Origin of the sequence: Burkholderia stagnalis, assembly GCF_039848545.1 — a bacterium.
Taxonomy (GTDB): Bacteria; Pseudomonadota; Gammaproteobacteria; order Burkholderiales; family Burkholderiaceae; genus Burkholderia; species Burkholderia stagnalis.
This window is the reverse complement of record NZ_CP156685.1, coordinates 400471-414859: the sequence shown is the minus strand read 5'-3', so window position 1 is coordinate 414859 and position 14389 is coordinate 400471. Positions and strand designations below refer to the sequence as shown.

Annotated in this window: 12 protein-coding genes and 1 pseudogene; 12 read left to right on the top strand and 1 reads right to left on the bottom strand. The window is 65.6% G+C overall.

Annotation, left to right across the window (positions count from 1 at the left end):
- The first annotated feature begins 35 nt into the window (after window positions 1–35).
- The 10 genes and pseudogenes from atpB to ABFO07_RS01960 form a co-directional block, all read left to right on the top strand.
- Window positions 36–887: a F0F1 ATP synthase subunit A gene (atpB, locus tag ABFO07_RS02005; RefSeq protein ID WP_059563848.1), complete on the top strand. Its 852-nt coding sequence runs from the start codon at window positions 36–38 to the stop codon at window positions 885–887.
- Window positions 888–962: 75 nt separating this feature from the next.
- Window positions 963–1235 carry a F0F1 ATP synthase subunit C gene (atpE, locus tag ABFO07_RS02000; protein ID WP_021160442.1) on the top strand — a complete coding sequence of 91 codons (273 nt, stop codon included), beginning with the start codon at window positions 963–965 and terminating at the stop codon, window positions 1233–1235.
- Between the two features lie 129 nt (window positions 1236–1364).
- Window positions 1365–1835, top strand: a complete 471-nt coding sequence (locus tag ABFO07_RS01995) for a F0F1 ATP synthase subunit B (RefSeq protein WP_021160443.1) — start codon at window positions 1365–1367, stop codon at window positions 1833–1835.
- A gap of 2 nt (window positions 1836–1837) precedes the next feature.
- The gene (locus tag ABFO07_RS01990) at window positions 1838–2377 is read left to right on the top strand and encodes a F0F1 ATP synthase subunit delta (RefSeq protein ID WP_017334789.1); all 540 of its coding nucleotides are present in this window, start codon (window positions 1838–1840) and stop codon (window positions 2375–2377) included.
- Window positions 2378–2421: 44 nt separating this feature from the next.
- Complete coding sequence (gene atpA, locus ABFO07_RS01985) at window positions 2422–3963, top strand: F0F1 ATP synthase subunit alpha (protein WP_010093097.1); 1542 nt, start codon at window positions 2422–2424, stop codon at window positions 3961–3963.
- A gap of 70 nt (window positions 3964–4033) precedes the next feature.
- On the top strand, window positions 4034–4909 hold the full coding sequence (gene atpG, locus ABFO07_RS01980) for a F0F1 ATP synthase subunit gamma (protein ID WP_059563849.1): 876 nt from the start codon (window positions 4034–4036) through the stop codon (window positions 4907–4909).
- 71 nt (window positions 4910–4980) lie between these two features.
- Window positions 4981–6375, top strand: coding sequence for a F0F1 ATP synthase subunit beta (gene atpD / locus ABFO07_RS01975; RefSeq protein ID WP_031397079.1), 1395 nt, complete (start codon window positions 4981–4983; stop codon window positions 6373–6375).
- A gap of 155 nt (window positions 6376–6530) precedes the next feature.
- A complete protein-coding gene (locus ABFO07_RS01970) occupies window positions 6531–6956 on the top strand; it encodes a F0F1 ATP synthase subunit epsilon (protein ID WP_017334793.1) in 426 nt (141 codons plus the stop codon).
- A 169-nt stretch (window positions 6957–7125) separates the two neighbouring features.
- Window positions 7126–8853 (top strand): AMP-binding protein, encoded by a 1728-nt coding sequence (locus ABFO07_RS01965; protein WP_322237850.1) that lies wholly within the window; start codon window positions 7126–7128, stop codon window positions 8851–8853.
- 605 nt (window positions 8854–9458) lie between these two features.
- A pseudogene (locus tag ABFO07_RS01960) lies at window positions 9459–9626 on the top strand (hypothetical protein); the annotation flags it as partial.
- Here the strand turns inward: ABFO07_RS01960 and ABFO07_RS01955 are convergent.
- Complete coding sequence (locus tag ABFO07_RS01955) at window positions 9560–10357, bottom strand: transporter substrate-binding domain-containing protein (RefSeq protein WP_347468638.1); 798 nt, start codon at window positions 10355–10357, stop codon at window positions 9560–9562. The pseudogene ABFO07_RS01960 and the gene ABFO07_RS01955 overlap by 67 nt on opposite strands.
- 155 nt (window positions 10358–10512) lie before the next feature.
- On the opposite strand from ABFO07_RS01955, the gene hemE reads away from it, so the two are divergent.
- Window positions 10513–11607, top strand: a complete 1095-nt coding sequence (gene hemE, locus ABFO07_RS01950; protein ID WP_059810937.1) for a uroporphyrinogen decarboxylase — start codon at window positions 10513–10515, stop codon at window positions 11605–11607.
- Window positions 11608–12052: 445 nt separating this feature from the next.
- Window positions 12053–14341 carry a primosomal protein N' gene (locus tag ABFO07_RS01945; protein ID WP_347468173.1) on the top strand — a complete coding sequence of 763 codons (2289 nt, stop codon included), beginning with the start codon at window positions 12053–12055 and terminating at the stop codon, window positions 14339–14341.
- Window positions 14342–14389: the final 48 nt, after the last annotated feature.

Genomic DNA, 14389 nt, shown 5'->3' with positions numbered 1-14389 from the left:
AAACGATTTTCGACAATTTGGGTGGCATTAACGATATGGCAGCTAGCGAAGGCACGCGCGGTCCGGATCCGTCCGAGTACATTGCGCACCACTTGCAGAACTTCTCCACCTCGCATCAGACGTCGATTTTCGACATTCATGTCTGGAATCTCGACACGCTGTTCTGGTCGATCGTGTGTGGCGTGATCACCATCCTGCTGCTGCGCCTGGCCGCCCGCAAGGCGACGTCCGGCGTGCCGGGCCGTTTCCAGTGCGCCATCGAGATGCTCGTCGAAATGGTCGAAGACCAGTCGAAGGCCATCGTCCACGGCAATCGCACGTTCATCGCACCGCTCGCGCTCACCGTGTTCGTGTGGGTCGCGCTGATGAACGCCCTTGACTTCCTCCCCGTCGACCTGCCGGGCCGCGTGATCGACCTGATCGGTCTGTCGGGCATCGTCTCCCACCATCGCATCGTGCCGACGGCGGACCTGAACGGTACGCTCGGCATCGCGCTCGGCGTGTTCGTCCTGATGATCTATTACAGCATCAAGATCAAGGGCGCGGGCGGCTTCGTGCATGAACTGCTGTCGGCGCCGTTCGGCGGCCACCCGGCACTGTGGATCCCGAACCTCGCGCTCAACATCGTCGAATTCGTCGCGAAAACCGTCTCGCTCGGCATGCGGTTGTTCGGCAACATGTACGCGGGTGAGCTGGTGTTCCTGCTGATCGCCTTGCTCGGCAGTATGTGGAGCTTCGGCGGCGATGCAACGTTCCTCGGCTTCATTGGCCACGTGATCGCGGGCAGCGTCTGGGCAATCTTCCACATCCTGATTGTTCTGTTGCAGGCATTCATCTTCATGATGCTGACGCTGGTGTATCTCGGCCAGGCGCACGACAAGCACTAAGCGCGGCGTGCAAAAAAGAGTCTTCGTTTTAGTTTTTTAAATCTCAGTTCCAAGTCTTTTCACAAAGGAGTGATCATGCAAGCTTACATCGCCAACATCCAGGGTCTGACCGCCATCGGTATCGGCATCATCATCGGCCTGGGTGCAATTGGCGCCTGTATCGGTATCGCGCTGATGGGCGGCAAGTACATCGAAGCCTGCGCACGTCAGCCGGAACTCATCAACCCGCTGCAAACGAAGATGTTCCTGCTGGCTGGCCTGATCGACGCGGCATTCCTGATCGGCGTGGGCGTTGCAATGCTGTTCGCATTCGCGAACCCGCTCCTGTCGAAGCTCGTCGCCGGCTAAGCTTCCTCGGAAACATGCGACCGGCGCGAGCCGGCGCAGGGCGGAACGGAGACTTGGGGCGCTGATCGAATGCAACTCGATGAGCGCCTTACCGTTTCATTTTTCCGGAATAGCAGATAAGGAAACACCGTGAATCTCAACGCAACCCTGTTTGCGCAAATGGTCGTGTTCCTGGTCCTCGCGTGGTTCACGATGAAGTTCGTGTGGCCGCCGTTGATCAACGCCCTCGACGAACGCTCGAAGAAGATCGCCGACGGCCTCGCCGCCGCGGAAAAGGGCAAGGCGGAACTCGACGCAGCGCACAAGCGCGTGGACCAGGAACTCGCGCAGGCCCGCAACGACGGCCAGCAGCGCATCGCCGACGCCGAAAAGCGTGCCCAGGCGGTCGCCGAGGAAATCAAGGCCAACGCCCAGGCTGAAGCCGCCCGCATCGTCGCCCAGGCGAAGGCGGAAGCAGAACAGCAAATCGTGAAGGCGCGCGAAGCGCTGCGTGGCGAAGTCGCTACGCTGGCCGTGAAGGGCGCCGAGCAGATCCTGAAGCGCGAAGTCGATCAAACGGCCCACGCCCAACTGCTGAATCAACTGAAAGCCGAGCTCTGATCATGGCCGAACTTGCAACCATCGCCCGCCCTTACGCAGAAGCGCTGTTCCGCGTGGCCGAGGGAGGTGACATCGCCGCCTGGTCCACGCTCGTGCAAGAGCTGGCCCAGGTTGCGCGTCTGCCCGAAGTGCTCTCCGTGGCGTCGAGCCCGAAGGTGACCCGCGCGCAAGTGGCCGAGCTGCTGCTTGCCGCGGCAAAGTCGCCGCTCGCGACGGCCGCCGAGGCGAAGAATTTCGTGCAGATGCTGGTCGACAATCATCGCATCGCGCTGCTGCCGGAAATCGCCGAGCAGTTCGAAGCGCTCAAGAACGAGCGTGAAGGCGCCGCCGACGCATCGATCGTCAGCGCGTTCCCGCTGAACGGCGCTGACCTCGAAGGTCTCGTCGCGAGCCTCGAGCGCAAGTTCAAGCGCAAGCTGAAGCCGACGGTCGAAGTCGATTCGTCGCTGATCGGCGGCGTGCGCGTGACGGTCGGCGACGAAGTGCTCGACTCTTCGGTTCGCGCGCGCCTTGCTTCGATGCAGGCTGCCTTGACCGCCTGAGCGCCGCGCCGGCACGCAACAGAATTGACTATCAGGAGCGAATAATGCAACTCAATCCCTCTGAGATCAGCGAGCTGATCAAGAGCCGGATCCAGGGCCTTGAAGCGAGCGCGGACGTTCGCAACCAGGGCACCGTGATCTCCGTGACCGACGGTATCGTGCGTATCCACGGCCTGTCGGACGTGATGCAGGGCGAAATGCTCGAGTTCCCGGGCAACACGTTCGGCCTCGCGCTGAACCTCGAGCGCGACTCGGTCGGCGCGGTGATTCTCGGCGAATACGAACACATCTCGGAAGGCGACATCGTCAAGACGACGGGCCGCATTCTCGAAGTCCCGGTTGGCCCGGAACTCGTCGGCCGCGTGGTCGATGCGCTCGGCAACCCGATCGACGGCAAGGGCCCGGTCAACGCGAAGCTGACCGATGCGATCGAAAAGATCGCCCCGGGCGTGATCTGGCGCAAGTCGGTGTCGCAGCCGGTGCAGACCGGCCTGAAGTCGATCGACTCGATGGTGCCGATCGGCCGTGGCCAGCGTGAGCTGATCATCGGCGACCGTCAGTGCGGCAAGACCGCGGTGGCGCTCGACACGATCATCAACCAGAAGGGCAAGGACCTGATCTGTATCTACGTCGCGATCGGCCAGAAGGCTTCGTCGATCATGAACGTGGTTCGCAAGCTGGAAGAAACCGGCGCGATGGAATACACGATCGTCGTCGCCGCTTCGGCATCGGATTCCGCCGCGATGCAGTACCTCGCACCGTATGCGGGCTGCACGATGGGCGAATACTTCCGCGACCGCGGCCAGGACGCGCTGATCATCTATGACGACTTGACCAAGCAGGCTTGGGCATACCGTCAGATCTCGCTGCTGCTGCGCCGCCCGCCGGGCCGTGAAGCATACCCGGGCGACGTGTTCTATCTGCACTCGCGTCTGCTCGAGCGCGCGGCTCGCGTGTCGGAAGAGTACGTCGAGAAGTTCACGAACGGCGAAGTGAAGGGCAAGAGCGGCTCGCTGACGGCACTGCCGGTCATCGAAACGCAAGCGGGCGACGTGACCGCGTTCGTTCCGACGAACGTGATCTCGATCACCGACGGCCAGATCTTCCTGGAAACCGACCTGTTCAACGCAGGCATCCGCCCGGCAATCAACGCCGGCGTGTCGGTGTCGCGCGTCGGTGGCGCCGCGCAGACGAAGGTCGTGAAGAAGCTGTCGGGCGGTATCCGTACCGACCTCGCGCAGTACCGTGAACTCGCAGCGTTCGCGCAGTTCGCGTCGGACCTCGACGAAGCGACCCGCAAGCAGCTCGAGCGCGGCCGCCGCGTGACGGAACTGCTGAAGCAGCCGCAGTACCAGCCGCTGCAGGTGTGGGAACTGGCCGTGTCGCTGTACGCCGCGAACAACGGCTACTTCGACGACCTCGACGTCAAGCAAGTGCTGCCGTTCGAGAAGGGCCTGCGCGAATTCCTGAAGACCAGCCACGCTGACCTCATCAAGCGCATCGAAGACACCAAGGATCTCTCGAAGGACGACGAAGGCGCGCTGCGCGCGGCGATCGAATCCTTCAAGAAGTCGGGTGCCTATTGATCCGCGCGTGAACACTGAGGCCGCGCGGGCCGCTTGACGCGCCCGCGCTGCTTCGGTCAAGGAGCAAGCTATGGCTGGAATGAAGGAAATTCGCGGCAAGATCAAGAGCGTGCAGAACACGCGCAAGATCACGAAGGCGATGGAGATGGTGGCTGCATCGAAGATGCGCCGCGCGCAGGAACGCATGCGCGCCGCTCGTCCGTATGCGGACAAGGTCCGTGCCATCGCCTCGCACATGAGCCGCGCGAACCCCGAGTACCGTCACCCGTTCATGGTGGCGAACGAAGGCGCGAAGACGGCCGGCATCATCCTCGTCACGACGGACAAGGGTCTGTGCGGCGGTCTGAACACGAACGTGCTGCGCGCGACGGTTCAGAAGTTCAAGGAGCTGGAAGAGAAGGGCCAGAAGGTCGAAGCCACCGCAATCGGCGGCAAGGGCCTCGGGTTCCTGAATCGCTTCGGCGCGAAGGTGATGTCGCAGGTCGTGCATCTCGGCGACACCCCGCACCTCGACAAGCTGATCGGCGCGGTGAAGACGCAGCTCGACCTGTACTCGGAAGGCAAGCTGTCGGCGGTTTATCTCGCGTACACGCGCTTCGTCAACACGATGAAGCAGGAAGCGGTGATCGAACAGCTGCTGCCGCTGTCGTCGGAGCACTTCGAGGCGAATGACGGCACGCCGGCCACGTCGTGGGATTACATCTACGAGCCGGATGCGCAGGCGGTGGTCGACGAGCTGCTCGTGCGTTACGTCGAGGCGCTGGTGTACCAGGCCGTCGCGGAAAACATGGCGTCGGAGCAATCGGCGCGGATGGTCGCGATGAAGGCTGCGTCGGACAACGCGAAGACCGTGATCAGCGAGCTGCAACTGGTCTACAACAAGAGCCGTCAGGCCGCGATCACGAAGGAACTGTCGGAGATCGTCGGCGGCGCCGCAGCTGTTTAAGCGCGAGCCGCGAGACCACCCGAAACTGCGCCTTTGCGCGAGTAAAGAATCAGGTATTTAAAGGAAAAGCGATGAGTACTGCTGCTTTGGTAGAAGGCAAGATCGTACAGTGCATCGGCGCCGTTATCGACGTGGAATTCCCGCGCGACAGCATGCCGAAGATCTACGACGCGCTCATTCTCGATGGCTCGGAACTGACGCTCGAAGTCCAGCAGCAGCTGGGCGACGGCGTGGTCCGCACCATTTGTCTGGGTGCATCCGACGGCCTGCGCCGCGGCCTGACCGTGAAGAACACGGCAAAGCCGATCTCGGTGCCGGTCGGCAAGCCGACCCTCGGCCGGATCATGGACGTGCTCGGCCGTCCGATCGACGAGGCTGGCCCGATCGAAAGCGAAACGACGCGTTCGATCCACCAGAAGGCGCCGGCGTTCGACGAACTGTCGCCGTCGACCGAACTGCTCGAAACGGGCATCAAGGTCATCGACCTGATCTGCCCGTTCGCAAAGGGCGGCAAGGTCGGTCTGTTCGGCGGTGCAGGCGTGGGCAAGACCGTCAACATGATGGAGCTCATCAACAACATCGCGAAGGAGCACGGCGGTTACTCCGTGTTCGCGGGCGTGGGCGAGCGTACCCGTGAAGGGAACGACTTCTACCACGAAATGAAGGACTCGAACGTTCTCGACAAGGTCGCGCTGGTGTACGGCCAGATGAACGAGCCGCCGGGCAACCGTCTGCGCGTCGCGCTGACCGGCCTGACGATGGCCGAGCACTTCCGTGACGAAGGCCTCGACGTGCTGTTCTTCGTCGACAACATCTACCGTTTCACGCTGGCCGGTACCGAAGTGTCGGCACTGCTCGGCCGTATGCCGTCGGCAGTGGGCTACCAGCCGACGCTGGCTGAAGAAATGGGCAAGCTGCAAGAGCGCATCACGTCGACCAAGAAGGGCTCGATTACGTCGGTCCAGGCCGTGTACGTCCCTGCGGACGACTTGACCGACCCGTCGCCGGCAACCACCTTCGGCCACCTTGACGCAACCGTCGTTCTGTCGCGTGACATCGCTTCGCTGGGTATCTACCCGGCGGTCGACCCGCTCGACTCGACGTCGCGCCAGATCGACCCGAACGTGATCGGTGAAGAGCACTACTCGATCACCCGTCGCGTTCAGCAGACGCTGCAGCGCTACAAGGAACTGCGCGACATCATCGCGATTCTGGGCATGGACGAACTGTCGCCGGAAGACAAGCTGTCGGTCGCGCGCGCACGTAAGATCCAGCGTTTCCTGTCGCAGCCGTTCCACGTCGCTGAAGTGTTCACGGGCTCGCCGGGCAAGTACGTGCCGCTGAAGGAAACGATCCGCGGCTTCAAGATGATCGTCGACGGCGAGTGCGACCACCTGCCGGAACAGGCGTTCTACATGGTCGGCACGATCGACGAAGCCTTCGAGAAGGCCAAGAAGATCCAGTAAAGGTCGGGTGTAACGCAGCGGGTGCCGGCCCGCGGCGTATCGATACGCGTGATGTATCGGTGCGCCGCTTCGGCACCCACGTAATACGCTCAACCGTGCCTTGCATGGGACGGGGGTAAGCGCTGAAGCGCTCACTCCCGCCGACAGGAGTCGATATGGCAACCATCAAAGTAGACGTCGTCAGCGCGGAAGAGCAGATCTTCTCGGGCGAGGCGAAATTCGTCGCGCTGCCGGGCGAATCGGGTGAGCTGGGCATTCTGCCGGGCCACACGCCGCTGATCACGCGGATTCGTCCGGGTGCGGTGCGCATCGAAGCCGAAAACGGCAACGACGAATTCGTGTTCGTCGCGGGCGGCATTCTCGAAGTGCAGCCGGGCGCCGTGACGGTGCTCGCCGACACCGCGATCCGCGGCAAGGATCTCGACTCGGCGAAAGCCGAGGAAGCGCGCAAGCGCGCCGAGGAGACGCTGCAGAACGCGAAGTCGGACATCGACCTCGCGAAGGCGCAATCCGAGCTCGCGACCGCGATGGCGCAGCTCGAAGCGATCCAGCGTCTGGCGAAGATCCGCAGCCGGCACTGAGCCAGCCGCGCATCACGCGAAAGAAAGCAGCCTCCGGGCTGCTTTTTTTTCGTCCGATTTCAGGCCGAGTGTGCTTTTCCGTCCGGTCGCCGGGGATCGATGTCAGAGTGTCGTCAGCGGAGCGCGTTATCGTCCGCTGGATCAGGCTGACACAAGAGACGGAGACATCATGGCTGCAGACTCACGCGTGGGGGCGCTGATCGCGCCCGAAAACGGCTTGTCGTACGTGCGCGGCGCGACCGACGTGCCGCTATCCGAAGCGACGATCGGACAGTTCCTGCGGGAGACCGCCGAACGCTTTCCCGACCGGCCGGCCGTGGTGTTTCGCGAGCAGCGCGTGCGCTGGACCTGGCGTGCGTTCGCGGACGAGGTCGACGCGCTGGCCGCGGGCCTCGCCGCGCTCGGCATCGGCAAGGGCGACCGCGTCGGCATCTGGTCGCCGAACCGCAGCGAATGGCTGCTGACCCAGTTCGCGACCGCGCGCATCGGCGCGATTCTCGTCAACCTCAACCCCGCCTACCGGCTCGCGGAACTCGAGTATGCGCTGAACAAGGTCCGCTGCACGGCGGTGATCACCGCGGAGCGCTTCAAGTCGTCCGGCTACGTCGAGATGCTGCAGACGATCGCGCCGGAGCTGGCGAGCGCGGCGCCGGGCGCGCTGCATGCCGCGCGCGTGCCGAGCCTGCGCACCATCGTGTCGATGGGCGACGTCGCGCCGGCCGGCATGTTCCGTTTCACCGACGTGATCGCGCGCGGCCGCGACGCGCTCGACCCCGCGGCGCTCGACGCGCTCGGCGCGACGCTCGCATCGACCGACCCGATCAACATCCAGTTCACGAGCGGCACGACCGGCAGCCCGAAGGGCGCGACGCTCACGCACCGCAACGTCGTCAACAACGCGCGCTCGATCGCGATGGCGATGCGCTTCAGCGAGCAGGACGCGCTCTGCATTCCGGTGCCGCTGTATCACTGCTTCGGGATGGTGCTGTCGGTGCTCGCCTGCGTGTCGACGGGCGCCGCGATGGTGTTTCCCGGCGAGGCGTTCGACCCGGCGGCGACGCTCGCCGCGGTCGCGGAGGAGCGCTGCACCGCGCTGCACGGCGTGCCGACGATGTTCATCGCGGAGCTCGACCATCCGGATTTCGCGAAGTACGACCTGTCGACGCTGCGCACCGGCATCATGGCCGGCTCGCCGTGCCCGATCGAGACGATGAAGCGCGTCGTGTCGCAGATGCACATGTCCGAGGTGACGATCGCGTACGGGATGACGGAGACGAGCCCCGTGTCGTTCCACAGCTCGACCGACGATCCGCTCGAGAAGCGCACGACGACGGTCGGCCGCATCCAGCCGCACCTGGAAGTGAAGGTCATCGATCCGAGCGGCGGCACCGTGCCGGTCGGGGAGACGGGCGAGCTGTGCACGAAGGGCTACTCGGTGATGCTCGGCTACTGGGACGACGACGAGAAGACGCGCGACGTGCTGGTGGACGGCTGGATGCACACGGGCGACCTCGCGACGATCGACGCGGACGGCTACTGCAACATCGTCGGCCGCCTGAAGGACATGCTGATCCGCGGCGGCGAGAACATCTACCCGCGCGAGATCGAGGAGTTTCTGTTTCGGCATCCGAAGATTCAGAGCGCGCAGGTGTTCGGCGTGCCGGACGCGAAGTACGGCGAGGAAGTGTGCGCGTGGATCGTGCTGCGCGCGGGCGAGCAGATGAGCGAGGACGACGTGCGTGCCTTCTGCAGCGGGCAGATCGCGCACTACAAGATCCCGCGCTACATCCGCTTCGTCGACGAGCTGCCGATGACGGTGACGGGGAAGGTGCAGAAGTTCATCATGCGCCAGCGCATGATCGACGAGCTGAAGCTCGACGTGCAGAAGACCGCGTGATGCGCGCAACGTGACGGCCTGCGGGCCGTTACGTTTTCGATGGACGAAAAAAAGCGGGCTTATTAGCCCGCTAAAAACCACACGCTACGGGGTTAGCGCGAGGAGACCAAAGATGGAACGCGTCCGGAGGGAAGACCGGAAACGACTCCAACAAGGATGCCCCTGGGTAGGGCTTCGGTACATGACCGACGGGCTCGCAGCGCTTCGCGTCCGCTCACACTTGGCACACGAGACCGCATCCGTGTTGAAACCGTTGAAGGCCATTGTGGGCGAATTGATGTGCCCTCGCGGTAACAAAGTGTTTCAGGTTGTAACGCCCGCCAGATAAGGCTTTCCGGGATTTTTTGCTGTTTTATGTGATCCTGAAAAGGTCATTTTTACCAATATTTCCGCAACTGTTTTCATGGCGTGCGCGTGATGCGTTTTTCATGCGTGTTAGGCTCGACGAAGTTCACAATCACACGCGAAAAAATGCATCGCGCCGGGGCCTCGGTCGAGAACGATTCAATCATCAGAAAGATTTTGAAACGTGATCGGGTGATCGAGTAGTCGGCCTTTCGGATAAACCTGATCATCCGAACCATGGCGTCGCCGAAACCAGGCAGCAGGCCGGCTGCCGGATCGTGGCGGTCAACCCGGTGCTCGGGTGCTCCACGGGCCGCGCGTCGGCCGCCGCCTTCCCGGCACGCGCGGTGCCGCGTGCGCATCACTTCAGCCACTTGTCCGAGATCGCCTGGAATTCGCCGTTCGACAGCGCCAGGTGCAGCCATTGATCGACGTATTGCTGGAACACGACGTCGCCGCGCGGCACCATGTACGCCTTCTCGCCGAACTGGAGCGGCTTGTCCGGGTGCACCGAGCACAGGCCCGGATTCAGCTTTTGCTGCAGCAGCGTCTCGGACGCGTCGGTGACCATCACGTCCGCCTTGCCCGCGAGGATCTGCTTGAAGATCGTCACGTTGTCCGGGTAGACGGTGACGTTCGCGTGCGTGAAATGCTGCTTCGCAAAACGCTCGTTGGTGCCGCCGGGATTCACGATCACGCGCGTCTCGGGCCGGTCGATCTGCGCGACGCTCTGGTATTTGTCGGCATCCGCGCAGCGCACGATCGGCGTCTTGCCGTCGGTCATGTACGGCTGCGTGAAGAACGCGCGCTTCTGGCGCTCGAGCGAGGTCGATACCCCGCCCACCGCGATGTCGCATTTCGCGACGAAATCGGCGGTCAGGGTCGGCCAGCTCGTCTTCACGTAGTCGGCCTTCACGCCGAGCGATTTCGCGAGCGCGTCCGCCATGTCGATGTCGATGCCCTCGAACCGGCCGTCGGTGCGGTAGTACGAATACGGCTTGTAGTCGCCGGTCGTGCACACGCGCAGCGCGCCGCGCGCGAGCACCTCGTCGAGCCGCGAGCCGGCGGCGGGGGCCGCGCCCGCGTCGGCCGCGCAAGCAGTGCCCGAGGCGCTCGTCAGCAGTAGTGCGGCCGCGGCGAACGCGGCAAGCTTCGGCATCGTCATCGTGTCTCCTCCTTCATCTGGTTCGATATGAGCGACGATCATAACGGAGCCATCGCGCGCGTCATATGGCCGCCATCGGCCGCCGCGCGCGGCGCAAGCGCCCCGGTCCGGTAAAATGCGCTTTTGCCTCTCGCATCGTCGCTTCCACCGTGGCCCATACCCTGCTCAACGACACCTTCCTGCGTGCGCTCCTGCGCGAGCCGACCGACTACACGCCGATCTGGCTGATGCGCCAGGCGGGCCGCTACCTGCCCGAGTACAACGCGACGCGCGCCCGGGCCGGCAGCTTCCTGGGCCTCGCGAAGAACCCCGACTACGCGACCGAAGTGACGCTGCAGCCGCTCGAGCGCTTCCCGCTCGACGCCGCGATCCTGTTCTCGGACATCCTGACGATTCCCGACGCGATGGGCCTCGGCCTCGACTTCCAGGTGGGCGAAGGGCCGAAGTTCGCGCATCCGGTGCGCACCGAGGCGGACGTCGCGAAGCTCGCGGTGCCGGACATCGGCGCGACGCTCGGCTACGTGACCGACGCGGTGCGCGAGATCCGCCGCGCGCTGACCGACGGCCAGGGCCGCCAGCGGGTGCCGCTGATCGGCTTCTCGGGCAGCCCGTGGACGCTCGCGTGCTACATGGTCGAGGGCGGCGGCTCGGACGATTTCCGCACCGTGAAGACGATGGCGTATGCGCGGCCGGACCTGATGCACCGGATCCTCGACATCAACGCGCAGGCGGTGGCCGCATACCTGAACGCGCAGATCGAAGCCGGCGCGCAGGCCGTGATGATCTTCGATACGTGGGGCGGCGCATTGGCGGACGGCGCATACCAGCGCTACTCGCTCGACTACATCCGGCGTGTGGTCGCGCAGCTCAAGCGTGAGCACGACGGCGCGCGCGTGCCGGTCATCACCTTCACGAAGGGCGGCGGGCTGTGGCTCGAGGAGATCGCGGCGACGGGCGTCGACGCGGTCGGGCTCGACTGGACGGTCAACGTCGGCGCCGCGCGCGAGCGCGTGGCGGGGCAGGTCGCGCTGCAGGGCAACCTCGACCCGACGATCCTGTTTGCGCCGCCGGCCGCGATCCGCGAGCAGGCGCGCGCGGTGCTCGACAGCTACGGCAACCACCCGGGCCACGTGTTCAACCTCGGGCACGGCATCTCGCAGTTCACGCCGCCGGAGCACGTCGCCGAGCTGGTCGACGAGGTGCACAACCACAGCCGCGCGATCCGTAGCTCGGCCGCGCGCTGATTGCAAGCGGGGCCATGCTGCGGTGCGGAGCGGCGATGTTTCGCGATCCGGGCTAAACAGGGCGCAACCCCGCCCGGACGGCCGATCCGCCGCTTGTCAAGACTTGACTTATACACATTTTCCACGTTGCAGCGCGGTAGAGCCCCGTATCGGTCAAATTACCTCGCTATTGTCGGGTAATTTGAATAGCAGCCTTATGGAATAAGGCTTCGCGGCGACCGGCCGTATACCGGAAAAAGCAGTGGAAGGCACGACCCGACGCGCTTTCCGGGTGGTGGGCGGCGAGTTCTCAACAAAGTTATCCACAGGCCGGTCAGGGTATACGGCGATTCCTAATGCGAATCCAAAACTTAGCGCCGAATCTGAAGTTTTACTTTAAGTTCGCCGGCCCCGCCCATGCATTGGGGGGCGGAACCCGAACGGCGCGCGCCGGCGCGGGGTGCCCGTGACGGACGGCACCTATCTGCGGGTCGCGCTCGACCATCCGCTCGCGACCCTGTTCGATTACCGCTGCGATGCGCAGCCGGCGCCCGGGCCCGGCACGCTCGTGCAGGTGCCGTTCGGCAGGCGGCAGGCGGTCGGGCTCGTCTGCGAAGTGACGACTCACACTGACGTGCCGCCGTCGCGGCTGCGCGCGGTCGACGCGATCTGCACGGAGCTGCCGCCGCTGTCGGCCGACTGGCTGGCGCTCGTCGGGTTCGCCGCCGATTACTACCAGCGCGGCCGCGGCGAGGTCGCGCTGCCCGCGCTGCCGCAGGCGCTGCGCGATGCCGGGCGCTGGGGGCGGCTGCTGGCGCCGGAAGTCCGCTATCGGGCGTCCGAGGCCGGCCGCGCGGCGCTGCCCGACGCGCTGCCCGCGCGCGCGGCGGCACTGCGGCGGCTCGCGCAGGCGCTGGCCGACGCCGAGTCGCTGAGCCTGCCCGATGCGCGCGCGCTGCACCCGAAGGCGGCGGCGACGCTCGACGACTGGGCCGCGCAGGGCTGGGTCGACGTCGAGACGATCGGCTGGGCGGATAACCCTGTGCCCAAGCCTGTGGATAACCTGTCGACAAGCGGTGGGCAAAGTAGCGGGCAAAACGGCGGACGAACCGAGCCGCCGCCGCTGACCGACCAGCAGGCCGAGGCGCTCGACGCGATTCGCGCCGCGCAGGGCTTCGCGCCGTTCCTGCTGCACGGCGTGACCGGCAGCGGCAAGACCGAGGTCTATCTGCATGCGCTCGCGTCGCTGCTGGACGCGCGGCCCGATGCGCAGGCGCTCGTGCTCGTCCCCGAAATCAACCTGACGCCGCAGTTCGAGGCCGCATTCCGCGCGCGCTTCGCCGGCACGCTTGCGCCGGACGCGATCGTCACGCTGCACAGCGGGCTGGCCGAGGGCGAGCGCGCGCGCAACTGGCTGGCCGCGCATACGGGCCGCGCGCGGATCGTGCTCGGCACGCGCCTCGCGGTGCTCGCGTCGCTGCCGACGCTCGCGCTGATTGTCGTCGACGAGGAGCACGAACCCGCGTACAAGCAGCAGGAAGGGCTGCGCTATTCGGCGCGCGACCTCGCGGTGTGGCGCGCGAAGCAGCTCGGCATCCCGGTCGTGCTCGGCTCGGCGACGCCGTCGCTCGAAAGCTGGTGGCAGGCCGAGCAGGGGCGCTACAGGAAGCTCACGCTGTCGCGGCGCGCGGTGGCCGACGCGGTGCTGCCGAGCGTGCGGCTGATCGACCTCGAGGAGGAGCGGCGGCGCGGGCGCGCGTCGATGGGCGGGCTGTCCGGGCCGCTCGTCGCGGCGCTGAAGGCGCGGCTCGAGCGCGGCGAGCAGAGCCTCGTGTTCCTGAACCGGCGCGGCTACGCGCCGCAACTCGCATGCGACGCGTGCGGCTGGGTGGCCGGCTGCCCGCGCTGCAGCGCGTACGTCGTGCTGCACAAGCCCGAGCACGCGCTGCGCTGCCACCACTGCGGCTGGGAAGCCCGCATCCCGCGGTCGTGCCCCGAGTGCGGCAACGTCGATATCGCACCGCTCGGCCGCGGCACGCAGCGCGTCGAGGAAGCGCTCGCCGAGGCGGTGCCCGGCGCGCGCATCCTGCGGATCGATGCCGACAGCACGCGCCGCAAGGGCAGCGCGCAGGCGCTGTTCTCGGACGTGCACGCGGGCGAGGTCGACATCCTGGTCGGCACGCAGATGATCGCGAAGGGGCACGACTTCCAGCGCGTGTCGCTGGTCGGCGTGCTCAACGCCGATACCGCGCTGTTCTCGCACGATTTCCGCGCGAGCGAGCGGCTGTTCGCGCAGCTGATGCAGGTGAGCGGCCGCGCGGGCCGCGCCGGGCTGCCGGGCGAGGTGCTCGTGCAGACGCGCTACCCGCGCCACGCGCTCTACCACGCGCTCGCGCGGCACGATTACGTCGGCTTCGCGAATTCGACGCTCGGCGAGCGGCGCGATGCGCATCTGCCGCCGTTCGTCTACCAGGCGCTGCTGCGCGCCGAGGGGCGCACGCTCGACGCGGCGCTCGGCTTCCTGCAGCAGGCCGCGGCGGCGCTGCCGGGGCTGCCCGGCGCGGACCGCGTCACCGTGTACGACGCGGTGCCGATGACGATCGTGAAGGTCGCGAACGTCCATCGCGCGCAGTTGCTGCTCGAAAGCGCGTCGCGGGCGGCGCTGCAGCACGCGCTGCACGCGTGGCACTTCGAGCTGCGCGCGCTGAAGGGCGTGCTGCGGTGGAACGTCGAGGTCGATCCGCTGGACGTCTGACGGCGCCCGGCGCCACGCGCGCGCACCGGCTGGTTTTCCCGCTATTCC